Source organism: Vulcanisaeta moutnovskia 768-28 (assembly GCF_000190315.1).
Taxonomy (GTDB): domain Archaea; phylum Thermoproteota; class Thermoprotei; order Thermoproteales; family Thermocladiaceae; genus Vulcanisaeta; species Vulcanisaeta moutnovskia.
This window is the reverse complement of record NC_015151.1, coordinates 719,723-738,927: the sequence shown is the minus strand read 5'-3', so window position 1 is coordinate 738,927 and position 19,205 is coordinate 719,723. Positions and strand designations below refer to the sequence as shown.

Annotated in this window: 23 protein-coding genes and 1 tRNA gene; 10 read left to right on the top strand and 14 right to left on the bottom strand. The window is 43.7% G+C overall.

The window, feature by feature from the left end; translation table 11 throughout:
* The first annotated feature begins 7 nt into the window (after nt 1–7).
* A complete protein-coding gene (locus tag VMUT_RS03960) occupies nt 8–238 on the top strand; it encodes an LSm family protein (RefSeq protein WP_052298496.1) in 231 nt (76 codons plus the stop codon).
* On the opposite strand, the gene VMUT_RS03955 is transcribed toward VMUT_RS03960, so the two are convergent.
* The 7 genes from VMUT_RS03955 to VMUT_RS03935 all read right to left on the bottom strand — a co-directional run bounded on the left by VMUT_RS03955 (nt 219) and on the right by VMUT_RS03935 (nt 8,377).
* Complete coding sequence (locus tag VMUT_RS03955) at nt 219–1,541, bottom strand: RNA-guided endonuclease InsQ/TnpB family protein (protein ID WP_048057171.1); 1,323 nt, start codon at nt 1,539–1,541, stop codon at nt 219–221. The genes VMUT_RS03960 and VMUT_RS03955 overlap by 20 nt on opposite strands.
* Nucleotides 1,538–1,672, bottom strand: coding sequence for a DUF7557 family protein (locus VMUT_RS13195; protein ID WP_258167473.1), 135 nt, complete (start codon nt 1,670–1,672; stop codon nt 1,538–1,540). Before VMUT_RS13195 ends, VMUT_RS03955 begins: the two co-directional genes overlap by 4 nt.
* A gap of 76 nt (nt 1,673–1,748) precedes the next feature.
* Entirely contained in the window at nt 1,749–4,670 is a 2,922-nt protein-coding gene (locus VMUT_RS03950; RefSeq protein WP_013604137.1) for an alpha-mannosidase, read from the bottom strand.
* A 176-nt stretch (nt 4,671–4,846) separates the two neighbouring features.
* Nucleotides 4,847–5,329, bottom strand: coding sequence for a PaaI family thioesterase (locus tag VMUT_RS03945; protein WP_013604136.1), 483 nt, complete (start codon nt 5,327–5,329; stop codon nt 4,847–4,849).
* Nucleotides 5,330–5,416: 87 nt separating this feature from the next.
* The gene (locus VMUT_RS13190) at nt 5,417–5,545 is read right to left on the bottom strand and encodes a hypothetical protein (RefSeq protein ID WP_258167472.1); all 129 of its coding nucleotides are present in this window, start codon (nt 5,543–5,545) and stop codon (nt 5,417–5,419) included.
* 275 nt (nt 5,546–5,820) lie between these two features.
* Nucleotides 5,821–6,318 carry a hypothetical protein gene (locus VMUT_RS03940; RefSeq protein WP_013604135.1) on the bottom strand — a complete coding sequence of 166 codons (498 nt, stop codon included), beginning with the start codon at nt 6,316–6,318 and terminating at the stop codon, nt 5,821–5,823.
* A gap of 55 nt (nt 6,319–6,373) precedes the next feature.
* Nucleotides 6,374–8,377, bottom strand: a complete 2,004-nt coding sequence (locus VMUT_RS03935) for an acetoacetate--CoA ligase (RefSeq protein ID WP_013604134.1) — start codon at nt 8,375–8,377, stop codon at nt 6,374–6,376.
* 134 nt (nt 8,378–8,511) lie between these two features.
* Between VMUT_RS03935 and VMUT_RS03930 the strand changes: the two genes are divergently transcribed.
* From VMUT_RS03930 to VMUT_RS03910, 5 genes are all read left to right on the top strand, one after another.
* The gene (locus VMUT_RS03930; protein ID WP_013604133.1) at nt 8,512–9,111 is read left to right on the top strand and encodes a 30S ribosomal protein S19; all 600 of its coding nucleotides are present in this window, start codon (nt 8,512–8,514) and stop codon (nt 9,109–9,111) included.
* Nucleotides 9,112–9,172: 61 nt separating this feature from the next.
* Complete coding sequence (gene rpl7ae / locus VMUT_RS03925) at nt 9,173–9,694, top strand: 50S ribosomal protein L7Ae (protein ID WP_013604132.1); 522 nt, start codon at nt 9,173–9,175, stop codon at nt 9,692–9,694.
* Nucleotides 9,691–9,936 carry a 30S ribosomal protein S28e gene (locus tag VMUT_RS03920; RefSeq protein ID WP_013604131.1) on the top strand — a complete coding sequence of 82 codons (246 nt, stop codon included), beginning with the start codon at nt 9,691–9,693 and terminating at the stop codon, nt 9,934–9,936. Before rpl7ae ends, VMUT_RS03920 begins: the two co-directional genes overlap by 4 nt.
* A 149-nt stretch (nt 9,937–10,085) precedes the next feature.
* Nucleotides 10,086–10,445 (top strand): hypothetical protein, encoded by a 360-nt coding sequence (locus VMUT_RS03915; RefSeq protein WP_013604130.1) that lies wholly within the window; start codon nt 10,086–10,088, stop codon nt 10,443–10,445.
* Between the two features lie 47 nt (nt 10,446–10,492).
* Entirely contained in the window at nt 10,493–12,454 is a 1,962-nt protein-coding gene (locus VMUT_RS03910; protein WP_013604129.1) for an alpha/beta hydrolase family protein, read from the top strand.
* Here VMUT_RS03910 and VMUT_RS03905 read toward each other — a convergent pair.
* Nucleotides 12,417–13,025: a 50S ribosomal protein L32e gene (locus tag VMUT_RS03905; RefSeq protein WP_237699713.1), complete on the bottom strand. Its 609-nt coding sequence runs from the start codon at nt 13,023–13,025 to the stop codon at nt 12,417–12,419. The genes VMUT_RS03910 and VMUT_RS03905 overlap by 38 nt on opposite strands.
* Nucleotides 13,026–13,065: 40 nt before the next feature.
* Nucleotides 13,066–13,458: a 30S ribosomal protein S8 gene (locus tag VMUT_RS03900; protein ID WP_013604128.1), complete on the bottom strand. Its 393-nt coding sequence runs from the start codon at nt 13,456–13,458 to the stop codon at nt 13,066–13,068.
* A 263-nt stretch (nt 13,459–13,721) separates the two neighbouring features.
* Here VMUT_RS03900 and VMUT_RS03895 point away from each other — a divergent pair, with 263 nt between their 5' ends.
* Nucleotides 13,722–14,084 carry a TA0938 family protein gene (locus VMUT_RS03895; RefSeq protein ID WP_013604127.1) on the top strand — a complete coding sequence of 121 codons (363 nt, stop codon included), beginning with the start codon at nt 13,722–13,724 and terminating at the stop codon, nt 14,082–14,084.
* A gap of 82 nt (nt 14,085–14,166) precedes the next feature.
* On the opposite strand, the gene VMUT_RS12630 is transcribed toward VMUT_RS03895, so the two are convergent.
* From VMUT_RS12630 to VMUT_RS03885, 3 genes are all read right to left on the bottom strand, one after another.
* Nucleotides 14,167–14,302 (bottom strand) — tRNA-Pro (locus tag VMUT_RS12630).
* 100 nt (nt 14,303–14,402) lie between these two features.
* Nucleotides 14,403–14,666, bottom strand: coding sequence for a hypothetical protein (locus tag VMUT_RS03890; RefSeq protein ID WP_013604126.1), 264 nt, complete (start codon nt 14,664–14,666; stop codon nt 14,403–14,405).
* Nucleotides 14,667–14,720: 54 nt separating this feature from the next.
* A complete protein-coding gene (locus tag VMUT_RS03885) occupies nt 14,721–16,085 on the bottom strand; it encodes a (Fe-S)-binding protein (RefSeq protein WP_048056856.1) in 1,365 nt (454 codons plus the stop codon).
* Between the two features lie 136 nt (nt 16,086–16,221).
* Here VMUT_RS03885 and VMUT_RS03880 point away from each other — a divergent pair, with 136 nt between their 5' ends.
* Together VMUT_RS03880 and VMUT_RS03875 are read left to right on the top strand one after the other, a co-directional pair.
* Nucleotides 16,222–16,623, top strand: coding sequence for a 30S ribosomal protein S8e (locus tag VMUT_RS03880; RefSeq protein WP_013604124.1), 402 nt, complete (start codon nt 16,222–16,224; stop codon nt 16,621–16,623).
* Between the two features lie 41 nt (nt 16,624–16,664).
* The gene (locus VMUT_RS03875) at nt 16,665–17,000 is read left to right on the top strand and encodes a signal recognition particle subunit SRP19/SEC65 family protein (RefSeq protein ID WP_048056855.1); all 336 of its coding nucleotides are present in this window, start codon (nt 16,665–16,667) and stop codon (nt 16,998–17,000) included.
* Here VMUT_RS03875 and VMUT_RS03870 read toward each other — a convergent pair.
* Nucleotides 16,997–17,293 carry a hypothetical protein gene (locus VMUT_RS03870; protein WP_013604122.1) on the bottom strand — a complete coding sequence of 99 codons (297 nt, stop codon included), beginning with the start codon at nt 17,291–17,293 and terminating at the stop codon, nt 16,997–16,999. The two genes, VMUT_RS03875 and VMUT_RS03870, sit on opposite strands and share 4 nt — an antisense overlap.
* 43 nt (nt 17,294–17,336) lie before the next feature.
* A complete protein-coding gene (locus VMUT_RS03865; RefSeq protein WP_013604121.1) occupies nt 17,337–17,705 on the bottom strand; it encodes a hypothetical protein in 369 nt (122 codons plus the stop codon).
* 113 nt (nt 17,706–17,818) lie between these two features.
* Here VMUT_RS03865 and VMUT_RS03860 point away from each other — a divergent pair, with 113 nt between their 5' ends.
* On the top strand, nt 17,819–19,201 hold the full coding sequence (locus tag VMUT_RS03860; protein WP_013604120.1) for a bifunctional hydroxymethylpyrimidine kinase/phosphomethylpyrimidine kinase: 1,383 nt from the start codon (nt 17,819–17,821) through the stop codon (nt 19,199–19,201).
* The last annotated feature ends 4 nt before the right edge of the window (nt 19,202–19,205 follow it).

Sequence of the window (19,205 nt, the reverse complement as noted above, 5' to 3'; positions counted from 1 at the left end):
AACCGCAATGCCTCGCTGCATGGAAATAGTTAATGAGGAGTTACAGAAAAACCTGAATAAGGTAATACTTGTGAAGCTGAGAAACGGAACAGAAATCAGGGGTGTACTGGTTGGTTATGACCAACACCTAAACCTACTATTAACGAATACGGAGGAGATAAACCCAAAGGGTGGGGTTAAGAGCGGTTTAATGATTATTAGAGGCGACACAGTATTGTTCATAAGTCCATCAATCTGACCTCCTTCCCGCCCTGGAGGGTGTGGGTTTTCTCAGGGTGGTTCATTGGTTTGTGGTTTGCCGCCTTCATCCTCATTGCTTCATTGCTGGTGGCCTTCAGCCACCCCGCTCCGCTCGTCCAGCGGTAGACCACGGGCTGGGTCTTCAGCCCATTACCCCTATCCCTGGCACTGGCCAGGGACTTGGGGCTATGTAGGCTTAGGATGTTTATCGCGGCGTTCAAGTCTGCGTTTATTACCTTCCCCGTGCGGGGACACTTAAACAAGCCACGGTGGATACGCCCACTCTCATGGGTCTCCCCGCACAGGGAGCATGTTTTTGAGGTATTCGCCTCATTAACTGTGGCAATCCTAATGCCCAACTCCTCCCCAATCTCCCTGAAACGCCTAATGATGTAGTTGTAGTTCCAGAAGTTAACAGTCAACTTATTGCCGTGGTTCCGCAATATCTCCTTAGGATACCCCACAATGACTTCACCTACTCCCTTCTCTATCAAGATATTCATAATCCTCCTAACCATGCTGTTCAAGGCATGTTTCAGGAACCTCCTCCTCTTATCATAAAGCAGTTTAAGCCTCCTACCACTCCCCTGCCCATGCCTAGCCAAAACCTTTTGAATTGAACTAATCCTCTTACTGTAATACTCGTATCGAGAGAGAACACCACCACCCTTGAAGAGGTACCAAGAACCATCCTCAACATAAACCGTTGCTAAATTAACAATCCCCAGATCCACAGAAGCCCTTAAATTGCCTTTAGCCTTCACGGTATTCCCCAACTCAACAGGTATGTGTGCGTACCAAGCCCTCCTAGCCTCATCATAATGAATCTCAAGCCTACCCTGCCTCCCACGCCACCTCAGCCTCCCTTTAAACCTTAGGGCCAACTTGAAGTCCTTGAGGTGAATAACTTGATTAGTCTCATCGACAACATACCTATCATTCCTAATGAGGATGATTAACCTATAATTTCCATCCTCATCCTTCCAGTACCCTGGAGGTCTAGGTTTGAACCACTTTGGTAATTTCCCCTCCTCCTTTTCCCTGATTAATGAGAAGAAGCTCCTCCAGTCCTCAGCATTCTTCCTAGCAACCTGCTGAGCATTAACTTTCAGAACATGTTTGTACTTCTCGTAGACCTCCCTTTCTGTCCTAGCAAAATCAACCCTCTCCCCCTCCTTGAACTGCTGCATTCTTAACCAGTTCACCTCATTCCAACACTTCGCGGTTATTACGGCTAGCTCCCTAAGCTTCCCGTGGGTATTCCTATCCACGGCGAGTTTAACCACATTAGTCCTCTTCATTGTTGGCATTTCTTATACACCTCAATGAGTCTCCTAATCACATCATCATAGGTCTCCCTAGGGTGGACCTTCAACTTCCTCAACTCCTCCTTAACCTCCCTACTAACCCTAATCGGCTCAGTAGCAGGCATACTACAGAGGTAGCAGGCAGTAGCTTAAAAAACCCAACCCCACCCCTAGAAGGGACGAGACTTGTCAATCTTTTTGTCATGAACTAATGAGTACCGTCTTGATCTCATACGGCCTAAAGCATAGGTTACTTATATCAGTAGTTCCGTAATCACCTAACTCAATTAGGTCAGTCTCAACACCATCACCACGTATAGAACCCTTAACCTCTGTGCAGGTATTGATGCCGTAGGTCTCATAAAGCCTCATGACTATACCAGAGTCCTCACCCCACTTAAGTGCCTCAAGCATTACCGCTGGGTTTGTAATTTCGAGGAAGGATGATTCACCGCCACTCGTATTCTCAACAATAATTAGTGGTTGATTGAATTCATAGGCTCTCCTAGGAATTTGGGCGATCCTCCAATCACCTGGGTGTGGGTATATGGCGTATGTGAATTTACTATGTCCATAATCAAGGAATGGGTTTGGATAAATCGGTGACCTGAGTAATGTTATTGATACCGTATTCTCCTCAACGGAGTAACCCTGTCTACCATCATTAATAATCGCAACGCCATAATCCGGGTCCCAAACATCAACCCAACGCAAAGCTGGCACCTCGAACTTGGCAACCTCCCAGGTATTACTTGGTCTTGTTGGTCTGCTTATCACGCCGTAGGGTATCTCAAATGATGCATTATGCCCGAATAAACCGAGTTTATACACAGCCTTGAGTAACGTAAGTCTCTCTTTCCAATCAACCTCATTTTCAACATCAACACGCCTATTGAAGGCACTTACGCAAATCCTCTGCTTAATACTTGAGTCCCTAAACTTATAATTAACCTCGATACAACCTCTTAGCGGTCCTCTCTCCACAATACTAAAGCCAATTGGCTTCAACTTTCTACAAACCCTCTTATAGTAAGCCTCTATATCCCAACCATCCCAGCGACTCGGTATATCCTCACAAACCACTAGATTACCTTCTTCAATTGCCCATCTTTTGACTTCTTTATCGTAGATTTTAAGTGAGTCGTTAAAGACAACCTTAATCATTGAGTTCTCAATATAGTCACCACCAACATTAACATCACCAGAGGAAACACCATCACCAACCTCAAAGGATTTCCAACCTAGAGCGGGAATGCTAACAAGGGCTAGGTAACCTTCATCAACCTTCTGCATAGGTACACCGCCTAATTCCTCCTTAGTCATTACCAGCTCTCTGCGAGACCAAGGTAATGAATTAATAATGGTCGTGAGGGAACCTGTACCAAGAACATTCCTGAGCACATTCATTAATTCATTATTAACCTTCCTCAAATCCTCCTCGAGCTCATTAATGATTTCATCATAAACAGCCTTAGTGGATGTGGCACCCATCGGATCATGATACTCAGCCTCAAGGAGTGGATACCAAAGCTCCTCATAATTTTTATGAACACCAACAACCACACTCAGTGCTTCTAACTCCCTGAGCTTAGTTTCGAGAATCCTAACCAACTGCTTAAGCCTAATGCCATTCGTATAGACACCCCTATGGATTTCAAGATATAACTCGCCTCTCCACCTGGGTAGTGAACAGTCCTTAACAACCTTATTAACCAGGTCCTTTAAATTACCCATCACGAGTCTCGGCATACCTGGTAAATCCCTATATGCTCCATACCTCTCGAGCATTAGCCAGGTTGGTCCACCACCACCATCACCCTTACCAAAGGGTAGGAAGGCGGGGAGCTCAGGGCTTGTGTGGTCTGACCAGGCCCTCGCTATTTGTCTCGGTGTTAGGTCTGCGCCGTAGGTTGCGTAGTTTATTGTTGGTATCACTGAGCCATCAATACCCTCCCACAGGAATACGGAGTATGGGAACTTATTAACCGTGTTCCAATACATCTTATGCTCAAAGAACACCTTGATACCAGCCTTCCTTAGTATTTGCGGTAGTGATGCTGGGAACCCAAAGGTGTCCGGTAACCAACCAATCTCCGTCGTGAACCCAAACTCCTTGAGTAGGAACCTCTGTCCATAAAGGAACTGCCTAGCTAGGGATTCACCGCCAGGCAAGTTAGTGTCGCTTTCAACCCACATACCGCCGATTGGTATTACTCTGCCCGCCTTAATGGCGTCCTTAATCCTAGACCATAAATCCTTATCCTCACTAAGCCACTTCAGGTAAGCCATGTTTGAGACTAGGAATGTTAGCTCCGGGTATGACTGGAGCAGTGATAGGACATTAATAACAGTCCTCCTAATCTTCTCCCTAGTCACGTCCCTACTCCACAGCCAACCAAGGTCTATGTGCGCGTGGCCGGCCACGTACACGACGCCCCTATGACCCCTCCTAACTCTCAACTCCTCAATACCCTCCTCAAGAATCCTCAAACCCTCCTTAGCAGCCTTACTGAGCTCGTTGAAGTCCGGAGGCCTTAGGTGCGTGAGCTCCTTAGAATCGTAGTAATTAAATAAGGCCCTAACAAAGCCCGGTGGCTCAACAATATGCCCTCTAACCGCGAACTCCAACTGCCAATTGGCCATGGAATCCAGAGGAACGGCGTCAAGGGCCTCATTAAGCACCCTGAGGTAGTCAAGCCTAAGGTCATCAAAGGCATCAGCAACATCAAGTAGTAACTTAGCCCTCAGGACGAAGTTAAATAGTGAAGGCTCCCTATAGACAACGTACATACCATTGAAACTAACCTTACGCTCACCAAACATCCTAACAGGGGACAAAACAAGCGATAGGGAATGCCTACCCGGGGAAGCCCTAACCCACCTACTCTCACCCTCATCACCGTAATTAAAAACCGCAAACTGAAGATCATCAACCCTCAGGGTACCCTCACCAACAACATCAACGAAAAACCAAGGCTCACCAAAATCCCTAACCACAACAGAGCTGCAGAGAGCACCACCACAAGCCTCGAGATTAACAACATCAACACCCATTATGGAAGCCGCCTCAAGATAAAACAACTTAGTCCTAACACCACCAACATCCCTCAAATCAAAACCCACAAACACCAAACACAAAGAGAAACAAGTACAAATTTAAAAACAACGCACAAACCACGAAAAACAACAAATACGCGCTCCGTAGGAAGAATTTAGAAACGTATTCCCTGAGACATTCCATGGCAAAATTTTGCCACAGAACAATACAAGGACTAATGTTCGAAATTCTTCCGAGAAGCTCACGCCTTGCTTCTTAATTCGTTTATTATGTCGTTTAGTGTTTTGTTTGTTGGCGTTATCCAGTACGTAGTTGTTGACGTTCCTATTAATTCATTGTTTTTATTCCTTAGTTCCGCGGTTATTAACGCCATTGGTTCCTTCACGTGGGTTATCCTGGCAATGGTCTTTAGTACACCCTCGGTTATTGGCTTTAGGTACTTTACTGTTAAGTCCGTGGTCACTGCGATCACGTACCTTGGGTAGTAATGGCTTATTATGGCTACCCAGGCCATTGCGTCGATCAACGCCGCGTGGACTCCACCATGCACAGTGCCCAATACCTGCAAGTGTTTCCTGCCTATCTCCACAAACCCTACTGCACAGTCCCTGCCTACATCCTCAACCCTAATGCCTATCAATACCCAGTAGGGACTTGACTCCTCAATAATCTTCATCGTCCTCAATAACTCATCATTACTCGCCTCACATCTTAATTCCTGCATTGCTAGTTGGCATTACGACTATGGGCTTTAAGCATTAGCCCATGAACAGCCACCTCCAGGGTGGCGTTATTTCGGCCCTGAGCTCCTCTACCTCATCCCAAGGTCCCAACTAATTATCCTGGCCGCTCCACGCCCAAGCACCTCATAAACCTTAACCAAGGCCTTAAACTCCCTCCTATTTGATTTCATTAATTGCCGAGACGTAGGTAACTGCATGTACTCCCTGGGCTTTGATTAATTACGAAGTTTACCTCGTAACCATTTACCCTCAGATAATGAGTACGAAATATCTGGATATAACCCTAAGCAGGTTAAAGGCAAACCACTCCTCAATAACTTACTTAACCACACTCTCAACACTCATGCTGTGGATTCAGCATTGAATAGGAAACAACTTAATCATAAATCTGTTTCCTAGGGAAACAAAGTTAATGAGAACTAGGCATAGGTATTTATTAAAATAAGTAAATAAATTACTTGGTATTATACCATTAATTCTCTTTCTCTTTTAAATAATTATTAAGGCATTCCTTGTTTATTGTTATTTTCCTGTTTATCCACGCCCTCTCGGTTATTTTTATTGGCTGTATCATCTCATCCATCACGGTAAGCGGGTCATAATCCCTACTCAGGACTATGCACCTACCCCTCCTTAGGCATTCCCTGGCTGCCCTAACTTCAGCTGGCTCGTCCTCCGCTAGTATATAATCGAGACCGAGCTCCCTGAGCCACTTAACCCTAGACTCAGCAACGGCTTTATGCTCAGGCCTTGAGTAGTCAATCACGAAGGTGACGCTTGGCCTTAGGTAGTCGTAGTCCAGGGCGAGCCTAACATTCATTAGAAATGTCCTTGGGTCCCTTAAACCGTAGGTTATACTGGCCAGGTCAATCATTAGGTAGTCATACCTATCATTAACTAGGTCTGAGAGAGTCCCACGCTCGACCTCAACAACGCACTTTGAGTATATCCTCCTTAGCCTTGGGTTCATTAATTACTGCCTTCAGTGGTATTTTACAAAAATAAGTAGTTAAGGTTTAGGGAAGTCATTCCTTCATTATTTCATCTATGTATGGTTTCAGGGCTTCGATGACTGCGTAGAGAGCCTCTGGGTTTAGGACCGCATTTATGTTTACCGCCTTATCGATGGACCAGCCCATTAGGACCTTCTTGATGGGTACTTCGAGCTTCTTGTAATTCCTGGTCATTGGTATGTCTGGGACCTGTATTATGTAATCAGCGATATAGTAAGGCCCCAGTTGGTTCCTTAATGTGTTGTTTATTTTCTTTTTCAATTCCTCAGTCAACTGAAGACCTGGCCTTAAGGCAACGAAGAGAATTAACTTGTTCTTAACTTCAACGGCTAGGCTACCCACAACCTCTGGTAGTGACTCAACAACCTTATAAATATCGAGAGTACCAATTCTAATACCCCTTCTTTTTATTGTTGAGTCTGAACGACCAGTAATCATTACCGATCCCCTATTCGTTATCACGGCCCAATCACCATGCCTCCAAACACCAGGGAACATACTGAAGTATGATTCCCTGTACCAGTTATAGTCTTGGTCGTTCCAGAAGTAGATGGGCATCGAGGGCATGGGTTTCTCAATGACCAATTCACCGACCTCATTAACCACGGGCTTACCCTCCTCATTATACACATTGACCGCAGCCCCCAACCACCTACACTGCATCTCACCCTCCCACACAGGCAGTATTGGACAACCACCAACGAATGCTGAGACAACATCAGTCCCGCCACTAATTGGCGCTAGCCAAACATCCTCCTTAACCTTGGTGTAAACCCACTCAAAACCCTGCGGCGATAGCGGCGCTGCCGTTGAGCCAATCTCCCTAAGAGTCTTCAGGTTGAATTGCTTGCCAGGTTCTATCGTGGACTTCATGGCAGCGTGGATATAAGGCGCACTTAGGCCTAGTATTGTGAGGCCCTCCTTCTCCGTAATCTCCCAATATGGTTCGAAGTTCCTAGCCGTTGGATCGCCATCGTAGAAGAGTATTGTCGTGCCGAAGAGCAGGGCATTGACTGTGAAGTTCCACATCATCCATGACGGTGTCGTGTACCAGGTGAATTTATCGCTTGATTTATAATCCATGTGAAGACCAACCTTGTAGGCCTCTAGGAGGACACCACCGTGGCTGTGTACTACTGGTTTTGGTATTCCCGTTGTGCCTGACGTGAATAGTACCCATAGTGGTTCATTGAACTCCATGGGCTCATAGGAAAGCCCAACACCCCTCCTACCCGTCACCTCCCTCCAATCATGCACTGGCTTGCTAAGGCTTAACTCCACTGAATTCCTCATGTTCGGTACTACGACAATCCTCCCAATACTCTGCACCGAATCAACAATCTGCTTAATATCACCATACTTATCAAAGATCCTACCATTATACTGATAACCATCAACTGCAATCAATACCTTAGGCTGAAGCAGGTTAAACCTGTCAATAGCAGCCCTAGGAGCCAACTCAGCACCAACACCAACCCAAATGGCCCCAATGCTCGCCGTAGCCAGTAGAGCCACCACAGCCTCTGGGACTTGACTAACATAGGCAGCAACCCTATCACCTCTACCAACACCAACACTCCTAAGCCAATCAGCCAAGGCAGCAACCTCCCTATACAATTGATCCCATGTAAGGCTTCTCCTAAGTCCATCCTCCCTAGCGTATATAATGGCCTCCTCACCCCAACGAGCCGCCTTAAACACGTGCTCTGCATAATTAAGCCTAGAACCAATGAACCAGCGGGCACCAGGCATGGTCTTGGGCTCGAGAACCTTAGTATAGGGTGAGTGGGGGATAACACCGAAGTAGCGCCAGATACTGACCCAGAAGTTCTCGAGATCATCAACACTCCACCTCCAAAGCCTATCATAATTACCCACATTCCTCAGGGGATCATCAACAGAAATCTCAAAATCAAAACCAAAAACGCCATCAACCCAATTAACAAACCTTAAAATATTCGACCACTTAATCACGTCCTGATTAGGCGACCAAAGAACCTTGATATTTTCCACCATATAATTATTGCCTATTAAACGCCCTTATTAAAATTAATTCGTTTAAAGATCGCTTTATATATGTAAAATGATGATGCCGTATTCGTGCTACGTAATGAGTAAAGATTATAAAAAGGCCTGTTATTGTGGCTTGAATGTCCAAGAAGCCAGAATCAAAGGCACCCAGTAAGGCTGAGGAGAAGGCTGGAGCTAAGGCTGCTGGTAAGGCGGCAGAGAAGGCTGCTGAGAAACCAGCGGCTGCGCCGGCTGCTGCGGCAACTAAGGAAGAAGAGGAAGGTGCTGAGGCTGGTAGGAAGGGTTGGTTAACTGCTGCCGTAATACCACAGGAGGAGTGGAAGGGATTTAGGTATAGGGGCTTTACCTTTGAGGATATTTCTAAGATGTCCATGGAGGAGTTCATTAAGTTATTGCCTGCTAGGCAGAGAAGATCTTTAATGAGAGGCTTAAAGCCTGAGCACAGGAAGTTCCTTGAGAAGATTAGGAAGGCTAGGAAACTCATGGCCGAGGGCAAGAAGGTTACCCTAAAGACCCATACCAGGGACATGATAATACTGCCCGAGATGGTTGGCTTAACAATAGCTGTTTATAACGGTATTACCTATCTACCAATTACGATTAGTCCGTGGCATATTGGTCATTACCTTGGGGAGTTCGCAATAACTTCAAAGATTGTGCAGCATGGCGAACCAGGTCTCAAGGCAACAAGGAGTACATTGCACATAGCCTCAAAGTGATACCTCCATTATCTCGTATTGAAAAATACTTATAAATGCCAATTTCACGGTATACACGAGTATGGCAGCAGTAAGTATAGACCCAAAGACATTTTACGCAAATCCACCGCAGGGGAAGCCATTTTACGTAAGATTCACAGTACCGCAGGAAATAGCTGAGAAGGCTTATGAGGTTTTATCAGCTGCAAGGGAAACGGGCAGGATTAAGAAAGGCACCAATGAGGTTACTAAGGCTGTTGAAAGAGGACTAGCAAAGCTTGTTCTTATAGCAGAGGATGTTGATCCACCTGAGATTGTGGCTCACTTACCAATACTTTGTGAGGAGAAGGGTGTACCCTATATTTATGTGCCGAGTAAGGAGAGACTTGGCAAGGCTGCTGGTCTTCAGAGTACGTCAGCAGCATCAGCAGTCATTATTGATCCTGGACAGGCAGGTGCCGAGTTAGAGAACCTTATCAAGCAGGTAAATGACGTTAGGGTTAAGGCTGGCTTAAACCCGATACAAATGCCACAGCCACAGGCTGCACCACCTGCTGAGAAGGCTCATGTTAGGAGGGCTGCCAGGAAAGGTGAGTCTAAGTGAGTAATGAGGAGGTTAAGATTGAGAAGTTTAGCCCGTATGAGGACGCCGTTGCCGCCTTAGTAGTCCAGATTTTAGGTAGGACTGGAATAGCTGGTGAGGTCAGTATTGTTAGGGTTAGAATACTGGAGGGTAGGGATAAGGGCAGGGTAATAACAAGGAACGTGAAGGGACCCGTAAGGGTTGGAGACATTGTAATGCTCAGGGAGACCGAGAGAGAAGCCAGGAAGCTAACAGTAAAATAAGTCAATATATTTACATATTAAATCATGACTTAATCTACACATTCTGTTTCTGTATTTTTAATTAGGTTTTTCGATACCAGCCATAGTAATGAAGCCGTAATTAATCACGTAAATAAGGGATTTAGTATTGTCCTGGTAGGGGATTTTACGTGCCACCTATAGACCTATTAGTGGTTCTTACAATACCCATGATTGCGATTCACATTATAATAGCGATAATTAGTATGAGGTACCTGACGATAGCAAGATCAATCGGTTTACCCATCGCTATTTATGAAGGAATTTACTACGTGCTTCTCTTAACCTACTTACTGTTAAATCGATATGACCCATTGCTCCTCAGTATAGCAGCACTATTTTTGGTAATACATGTAGGTGGTGCCTATTTATACATAAATGGAACGTTGGCGTATTTATCGCGTAAACGTAGTAACCTTAGGTATTATGGTTATTACGAACTTACTGAATTAATGTTCATAATAATTGTCATGTACTTACTCATTCATTGAATTCGGTCCTGAGTGAAATCTTAATAGCTTATTAATTATCCGTATTAATGATGGATAGGAGGTTAACGGTTGATGACTTGAAATTAGTGAGGATGATTCATGATTTGGACGCGGATGCTGATAATAATATCATTGCTTTTACGGTTTCGAAAATAGCGGATTCTCTCGAGGATTATGAAAGGAATATCTGGATTTTTGACGGTAAGGTTTTGAGGCAGGTTACTAGGGGTAATAGTGATTTTTCACCAAGGATCCTAAGTGGAAATAAGGGCTTAGTATTCCTATCAAGGAGAGGTCTCGGTAAGGATAAACCAGGCGTTGAGGTTTGGTATTTGCCCTTTAATGGAGAGGCCGTAAAGATCGCACATATTGAGGGTGGTGTTAGTAATTTACGTATAATTAATGATACCATGTACTTCATTAGTAATGTTGGTCCGATACAGGAGGATGTGAAGTTCGTTGATGAATGGCCTCTTTGGTTTAATGGTAGGGATTTCATACATACGTTTAAGTCGCACCTGTTCTCGCTTGATCTGAATGGCACCATAAGGCAGATTACAAGCGGTGACTTTAATGTTGTTACGTACGATGTAGAGCCTAGTGGTAAGAGGGTTGCGGTGGTTGTAAGTACCAGCAGGTTTAAACCGTATAGGAATGAGGTCTGGGTGCTAAACCTAGAGAGTAATGAGAGATACACCGTATTAAGTAACTATAGCGTATCGGCGATCAGGTGGTCACAGGACGGAAAATACCTTGCGTTAATTGGTAATGATCTTCATAGAGGCCTTGTGACTCATGACCACGTTTTACTCATAAGATCAGAGGGTGGTGAGGTGGTTGATTTGATGAAGGGTGTTGATAGGAATGTTGGTAACAGCCTCAATAGTGATGTTAGGGGTTCACCACCACCAATCAAGCTTCAGTGGCTCAATGATTGGGTTTACTTCATAATGATGGATGGCGGGTCAGCAAAGCTCGCTAGGGCTAATGTCCATGGTGGTGTTGAGACCGTGATTGGTAGTGAGAGGAGTGTTGAGGATTTCGTGGTCATGAAGGACGGTACAATATATTTCATATCCATGGATCCACTAAGACCTACTGAATTGTATAAATGGTATAATGGCAGTGAGGAAAGGATAACAAACCTCAATGATTGGGTTGATTCTGTAGAGCTTTCGAGACCTGAACCATTTAGGTTCCACGCTAGTGATGGTAGAGAGGTTGAGGGTTGGGTAATGAGGCCTATCGAAATTAAACAAGGTGTTAAATACCCAGCGATCCTTGAGATTCACGGCGGTCCAAAGACCGCTTATGGCTACTCGTTCATGTTCGAGTTCCAGTTGTTAGCTAACGAGGGCTTTGCCGTTATCTTCATGAATCCAAGGGGCAGTGATGGCTATGATGAGGAATTCGCAGATATACGTGGGCATTATGGCGAGAGGGATTATGAGGATTTAATGGAGGGGCTTGACTATATAATTAAGAGCTATGACTTTATAGACCCGAATAGGTTGGGTGTTATTGGTGGTTCGTATGGTGGGTTCATGACTAACTGGATAATAACCCACACAGATAGGTTCAGGGCGGCAATCACTGACAGATCAATATCTAACTGGATTAGTTTCTTTGGTGCGAGTGATATTGGTCCTTACTTCGCCAATGACCAAATAGGCGGGAATGAGGATAGGGACTTCTGGTCAAATCTAGAGAATTACATGGCTAAATCACCAATTATGTATGTGAAGAACGTCAGGACACCACTATTGATAATACATTCGTTAGAGGATTATCGTTGCTGGTTCGAACAAGCAATTCAACTATACACGGCACTGAAGTACTTGAATAAGGAGGTCAGGATGGTCGTATTCCCAGGAGAAAACCACGACCTATCCAGGTTTGGTAAGCCTAACCATAGGATTGTTAGGTTGAGGACTATCGTTGATTGGTTCAACGGTAAATTTAAAGGCGTAATTACTGAGTCCTTTTTAATTCCTCAATTACGTCCTTAGTCACATTCATTACCCTAACGCCCCTCTCAATAGCCCTCTTAACAATCTCGACTCTCTTCCTAAGTCCAACGGTTCTTCCAATGACGATAGCCTCGGTATTAGGGTCAACCTTATCAACCTCCTCAGGCCTATGCACAAGGACGAGCTTAAACCCTGTTGGATGCAAATTCTTAACTAACCTGGGCTTCCCATAACCAACCTTAACCCTCTTCGGGTAACCCTTAATCTCAAGCCTAATCTTATTATCATTACCCCTGGGCTTACGCCAGTGCTCGCCATGGGCGACCCTAAGATACCTCCATTCATCCATCCTCATCCAACGCGGTTCTCTCCTCTCCATCAATAACCTAAGCCTTAATAACCGTCTCAACTTATCACTCAAGGAAACTCTTGGTCTTGGTAACTTCACCTCCTTAACCTCAGGCTTAGTCTCTGGTTTAGCCGCTGCCTGCTCAGGAGCTTGCTGGGTCTGTTGTGCCTGTTCCTCTGCCTGTTGAGTAGTCACTTGCTCATTAGTTGTTTGCGACTCCATTGCTTGCTGCTCCGTGGGCTTATTCTCTTCCGTGGACATCGCAGAAGCACCTAGTTAATGCCTTTTTAAATTTACCACATTAATAAACATACGCAACTAATACACCACCAACATTTAACTGCCTAGCCTCTAGATGTGATAATACACCCTTTGATGTGCTTAGGATTAGTATGCCGACATTCCTGGCCGGTAAGTACTTCTCCTCCCAACCCATTAACTCGGAAACCTTAACATTAAACCGAGGCTTAATTGCAGCAACATCATTGATTTTTCCAAGGAGTTGAACCTTGAACTTACCACCCCTACCGTCCTCAATGAACTCAATCTCACCTACATAGCCATATCTTTGCATAACCCTAAGAACATTACCCACAAGCTTAGAAGAAGGCCAAATAATCACTTCCCTATGTCCCCTAGCCTCCGCATTCTTTATCATCATTAAAGCGCTGGATAGGACGTCAAGCATTACCATACAACCAACGCACAGATCCGCAAATTAAAAAACTTTACTGAACCATCAGTGAAGGACCACGTCATCAAGGCTCAGCCGTACTCCCTAACATCATAGCATTAAAAATATCTCCTTAGGATTTAAATGCTTGATTTTATCGTAAGCATGTTATTGAATATATTTCTATGTACTTATATTAGATAAAATATTAATAAATATAACTGTTCATAAAAGATTAGAAACCTCAAAATACAATAAAATAAAGCCGAATAATTAGCTAAATTATGATTGTCCTAATTAATGGCAGAATAGTTGGCGATGAATACACGGGATGTGCTTTATGCGGCGACAACAGAAGAACAGGGACTTACTTAAGTATTGACGGCACCCTTAGGTGCAAGATGTGTGGTAAGCCATGGATAGGTTTTTACCAAGAAGTGGCCGGCATAAAATTATACTTCTGCTGTGGAGATCATTATAAGGAATTTAGGAAAATAATAGAGAGAATAATTACAATAAGCGGTAAATCAAGAATAAAAGTAATATCAATCTCCATAAATGGAGGAGAAAGAACCATAAGAATCGAAAGTGAAAATAGTAAAGAAATATCCATAAATGAACCAATGTTTAACTTAACTAAAACATAATCCTTCGCTTTTATTTTTAATAAATCACATATAACTCAATAAAAATTCACTGATCGATAATGTAAGGATTAAATAATTAATTTGGTGGGGCCGCCGGGATTTGAACATACCCCGCATACCCATTAAGGTATGCGACCGGGTTCACCGGCTTCGTGCCAACCCATTCATCGGGGCTGGTGCCCCAGGCCGGCATCCTAGCCAGGCTAGACTACGGCCCCGCGCCTTAAGTCTCAATAGTTAGTTTTTATGTGTTTCTGTGATACTGTGTTTTAGGTAATTAATGCTTCCTCCTCTCAAATCCCCGGTAAGTTTATTCTATCATAATACTTCTTCATATATTCTCTCTATGTATTTTCTATCCTCATTACATAATGGTTCCGCCCTATTCATAACGTTATCGAATTTTACCACGCAATATGTAATTAATTCCCCTGTATCTACTTGATAAATCGCAATGAGCATCTTTACGCCGTTTAATACTTCGTTATAGTGAAGAACGCTCATGCACAACGACTTATTCCTAAGGCCTAGGTAGTTAGCTAAGAACTCCATAACGCGTTTATAAAGTGCGTAGTCAATCATTGAGTTGGAAATAGAAAGTAAATACTAATAAACCATTATCCATTAGGGTTGCGGTTAGGACACGGCCTTACCCTCATTGCCCTTCTTCGGTATCATGGCTCTGTATATTAGGTCCATTAACCCTGTGAATGTTACCTCTTGGCTATGCATTTTATTTAGTTTTGGTAATACCCTGTCCATTTGTAATTTGCAGGCTGCGCATGGCACTACAATGCAATTAGCGCCCTTATTGACTACTCTTTGGTACCAGAGTTCTGCGTACTTAATGGATAATTCCTCCATCTCCCTAGCTAGCATTCCACTTGTTCCTCCACAGCATATAGCTAATTCAGGTCTTTCATTCAACTCTATGTAACGCGACACCACACTATTCATGATGAACCTCGGCTCCTTAACTAGATCCCCACCTCTTGCGTAGTGACATGGATCCATGTATATATACACTAAATCACTATTAACTAAAGAATCGAGCCTAATTAAATTCCTCCTTATAGCATCCGCGGCTATATAGAGTATGTGCGTTCCTTCAATGCCATACTCCCTAAGCCTTGGTATTACGTAATTCTTAAACACCCTCCAACCATGTCCACATTCACCGGCTATTACAAGCTTCACGCCCAACCTACGTGCCTCTTCAACAATTTTCTCGGCTATTAACCTCATGTGTCTTTCATCCATGAATAAGCCGTAATTTGTTATGTCCGGTGTCTTTGTACTTAGGGTAAAGTCTATACCTAATTCATTAAGTAGTAGTATGTAACCCTTAAATGTATTTATTGCTACGGTATAATCGGCACAAGCCGATGGGAGCAATAATGCGTAGGCAGGCTCATTAATCTTAATATTAACGTAAACGCCCTTCTCAAGCCTTACTTCATCAACCAAATTTAGTATTATTTCCTTAAGGGCGTCCTCGGGTAGGCCTAGGAAGTTTCCAGTGAATTCCAGGTTATTAATTACCCCAGCCACGTAGTTAGGAGCCAAGCCAATTTCATAGAGTAGTGACCTAATGGTTCTCGATATATCAGCAATATCAACACCGAAGGGACAGACCCATGCACATCTCCTACACGTGAGACACTGCCAGAAGTACGTATACGCCTCATTAATTAGTTTACTATCAAAATAACTACGTATTAATAGCTTAGCCAGTGTTATTCTCCCTATTGGTGAGTTCTTAATATTACGTGTTGCTAAATATGCGGGGCATACCGTTAGGCACGCACCACAACCCACGCATAGACCCAGGGAAATGACTAGGTTCCTATTATTCCGTACCTTCGCAATCAACGACTCCCTTAGCCTAATTAAGTCATAGCGATCTAGCTTAAGCCCAATCCTACTATGAAGCTTCTCCACTAAGTCTGTAGGTGCTTTTTCATGCCTATACTCATTCATTACCTGTTTGATTTTCATCATCAATACCTTAATACATTATTATCTGTGCAAAATGTGCATATTGGTAAGGAACAATGTCCTTCATTAATACTAGGTATCATAATTCCATACCTTACGGAACAAAATCTTTTAAAGGCAATACTCGCGTTGGGTCTTCGTGGTTAAGCTACTGAGCTTTTACCAAGACAGGGACACCAAGAAGCCTACTGGTGGTTATAGGGCTAGGCCATATAAGGTTAAGAAGAAGGCACTGGGCGGCGGCTCACCAACAAACACAACATTGTCAAGCAATGACACTAGGAATGTAATTAGGGTCTTTGGTGGTAATGTTAAGGTTAAAATTGTGGGTGCTCAATATGCAAATCTGTACATACCTAGGGAGGGTAAGGCGGTTAAGGTGAAGATTCTCAGAGTCCTTGAAACACCAGCAAATAGGGAATTGGCTAAGAGGGATATTATCGTTAAGGGCGCAATTATCGAGACAGAGAGAGGCAGAGCCGTGGTCACGTCAAGGCCTGGACAGGATGGCGTAGTAAATGCGGTGCTCCTTGAGAAGTAGCCCCAGTAAAGCATTATTAATTAGTGTTTTCCTGATTAATCGTGGATAAGAGTGATTATTGGATTATATGGACGGTGTACTTCGACTCAAGTAGGAGTAGGGGCTTTGGTAGGAGAGTTCCAAGTAGTATGGCTGTGAGGTCCCCAACAATCGAGGAGTTGGTTAAGGCAGTTAGTAACCTGGGCCTTGAATTCGAGGTTTATGGCGACAAGAAGCACCCGAGTAATTGGTTTGATGGTCCATATGGTTACATTGCCGTTAGGAAGGACTCAATAATTAAGAGATTTGGTTCAATGAATAAGAGGAGGCTGCTCATGCTAATAGCCAAGGAAATAATTAGAATTAGGCAAACCACGGTGCAGTTAAAGGGCGTCTAATTGCTCATGTTAATTACTAGCCTTAGGTTCATCATATCGTTAATTGCACGAAGTAATGACAATAATAGATTCTTATTTGTTGGTGAGTTAACTATTAAATCAATTATATCCTCAGGCTTATCGAGTGAGGATGGGTTAACATCCGTGGGTATGGGCATGTTAAGTTCAATCTCTATTTCACTAGAACCCGCAGACATTACCTTTAATACTACGTTATTTCCATAATCCTTAAACCAGTAATTATCATCATCACTTTTCCTGAACCCCATCCTTTCGAGGATCCTTACGAACATATGCCTCACTGAACCGCTTAGCTCGTTTATATTATTTGCTCTCTCATATGTGAATTATTATTATAGCCAATAACGCAAGTAGTATTGCTGATATAACGAGTCTTCTACCTCTATATGGACTTATGCCACTAAGCCATAGGAACCCACCAATAATGCCAAAAAGTATTGCGAGTGCTTCGGAAGCACTGTATATCACACTCTTTAAGAAATTAGTGAAGGATATCAGGTCCGCCAATGCTGTATTAATAATATTCTCAGTACCATTAGTTATTGAGTCCATGAAGCCATTTATCGTACTCGTCACATTAGTCGCTGCATTATTAAGGTTATCAATGTTCTGCGAAGCATGTGCAATAATTGGCGTTACTAATGTGATTAATATTACGAGGAATATTTCCAAGGCCTTTCTCATTTTCTCACCAATACTTTAATTATCATTACGATTTATAAATTACTTTCACTGAACTCCTTCGTCAACAACAATTAATAAAAGATTTATATGATTATAATAAGTGAATTATTCGTATGAGCATGAGAATACCTAGGGCATTAACAATAGCAGGTCTTGATTCAGGTGGTGGTGCTGGTATTACGGCTGATCTAAAGACGTTTCATGCACTTGGGGTTTATGGCATGGTCGCATTAACGGCAGTAACAGCACAAAATACCCTTGGTGTTAAGGCCGTCCAGGAGATTGACCCATTAGTAGTTGAGAACCAGATAAATACTGTGGCCGAGGACATAGGTGTTGATGCAGCTAAGACAGGCATGTTAAGTAGTTCGCAAATCATGGAGGCTGCAGCCCGTGCAGTAAGGAGATGGGGATTCCAGCTTGTTGTTGATCCTGTGATGTACGCAAAGAGTGGTGATCCTCTCATTAGGCCTGAGGCCATGGAAACACTAAGGCGTGTAATAATACCCATTTCTAAGGTCGTAACTCCAAACGCGCCTGAGGCTTCCCACCTTGCTGGTTTCCGTGTCGAAACACTGGATGATGCTAAGAGGGCTGCTAAGTTTATTGCCGAAGAACTTCACCCAGAGATTGTTATTGTCAAGGGTGGTCACCTAACTGGTAATGAGAGTATTGACATTGTTTACTTCAGAGATTCAGGTGAGTATAGGGAGTTGAGGGCTCCCAGGATAGATACAAAGAATACACACGGCACTGGTTGCTCATTCTCAGCAGCCATAGCCGCTGGATTAGCTAAGGGTTTAAGTCCTTGGGACGCTATTAAACTGGCTAAGGAATTTATAACCACGGCCATTAAGTACTCATTACCTCTTGGCCATGGCCACGGCCCCGTTAATCCAATGGCGTGGCTCGAGCTTAGGGCCTATAGGGCTGATGTTATTGATGAATTAAATAAGGCGTTGAGGATTATCGAGGATAATGCCGACCTAATTGGGAATTACATACCCGAGGTTCAGTCAAACCTAGGCTATGCATTACCCGCGTTTTATGCTAGGGACTTAAATGATATTGCTGCCGTGCCTGGCAGGATTATTAAATACATGGGTAAGGCCAAGCCGAGCGGCCCACCGGCCTTTGGCGTTAGTTCCCATGTGGCTAATTATATACTTACTGCTATGAGGCATGACCCTGAGGTTAGGTCTGCAATGAATATTAAGTATGACGATAAGGTAATAGAGACTGCGAGGAAACTTGGTTATGTGGTTAGCAGTTACGATAGGAGACAGGAACCACCTGAGGTTAAGGCTAGGGAGGGTGCATCAATACCCTGGGGCACTGAGCAAGCCATAAAGAACGCTGGTAGGGTTCCTGACGTTATTTACCACCTTGGTGATTGGGGTAAGGAACCTGTGATCATAATACTTGGTAGAAATCCAACGGAGGTTGTTAGTAAGTTATTGGCGATATTAAGGCGTATTAACGAGAATCGGTTTTAATAAT

Coding starts and splice junctions, on each gene's coding strand:
- VMUT_RS03960 (WP_052298496.1), top strand. CDS start 8: ATGCCTCGCTGCATGGAAATAGTTAATGAGGAGTTACAGAAAAACCTG.
- VMUT_RS03955 (WP_048057171.1), bottom strand. CDS start 1,541: ATGAAGAGGACTAATGTGGTTAAACTCGCCGTGGATAGGAATACCCAC.
- VMUT_RS13195 (WP_258167473.1), bottom strand. CDS start 1,672: ATGCCTGCTACTGAGCCGATTAGGGTTAGTAGGGAGGTTAAGGAGGAG.
- VMUT_RS03945 (WP_013604136.1), bottom strand. CDS start 5,329: ATGCAGGAATTAAGATGTGAGGCGAGTAATGATGAGTTATTGAGGACG.
- VMUT_RS13190 (WP_258167472.1), bottom strand. CDS start 5,545: ATGCAGTTACCTACGTCTCGGCAATTAATGAAATCAAATAGGAGGGAG.
- VMUT_RS03940 (WP_013604135.1), bottom strand. CDS start 6,318: ATGAACCCAAGGCTAAGGAGGATATACTCAAAGTGCGTTGTTGAGGTC.
- VMUT_RS03935 (WP_013604134.1), bottom strand. CDS start 8,377: ATGGTGGAAAATATCAAGGTTCTTTGGTCGCCTAATCAGGACGTGATT.
- VMUT_RS03930 (WP_013604133.1), top strand. CDS start 8,512: ATGTCCAAGAAGCCAGAATCAAAGGCACCCAGTAAGGCTGAGGAGAAG.
- rpl7ae (WP_013604132.1), top strand. CDS start 9,173: ATGGCAGCAGTAAGTATAGACCCAAAGACATTTTACGCAAATCCACCG.
- VMUT_RS03910 (WP_013604129.1), top strand. CDS start 10,493: ATGATGGATAGGAGGTTAACGGTTGATGACTTGAAATTAGTGAGGATG.
- VMUT_RS03905 (WP_237699713.1), bottom strand. CDS start 13,025: ATGTCCACGGAAGAGAATAAGCCCACGGAGCAGCAAGCAATGGAGTCG.
- VMUT_RS03900 (WP_013604128.1), bottom strand. CDS start 13,458: ATGGTAATGCTTGACGTCCTATCCAGCGCTTTAATGATGATAAAGAAT.
- VMUT_RS03895 (WP_013604127.1), top strand. CDS start 13,722: ATGATTGTCCTAATTAATGGCAGAATAGTTGGCGATGAATACACGGGA.
- VMUT_RS03890 (WP_013604126.1), bottom strand. CDS start 14,666: ATGATTGACTACGCACTTTATAAACGCGTTATGGAGTTCTTAGCTAAC.
- VMUT_RS03885 (WP_048056856.1), bottom strand. CDS start 16,085: ATGATGAAAATCAAACAGGTAATGAATGAGTATAGGCATGAAAAAGCA.
- VMUT_RS03870 (WP_013604122.1), bottom strand. CDS start 17,293: ATGTTCGTAAGGATCCTCGAAAGGATGGGGTTCAGGAAAAGTGATGAT.
- VMUT_RS03865 (WP_013604121.1), bottom strand. CDS start 17,705: ATGAGAAAGGCCTTGGAAATATTCCTCGTAATATTAATCACATTAGTA.
- VMUT_RS03860 (WP_013604120.1), top strand. CDS start 17,819: ATGAGCATGAGAATACCTAGGGCATTAACAATAGCAGGTCTTGATTCA.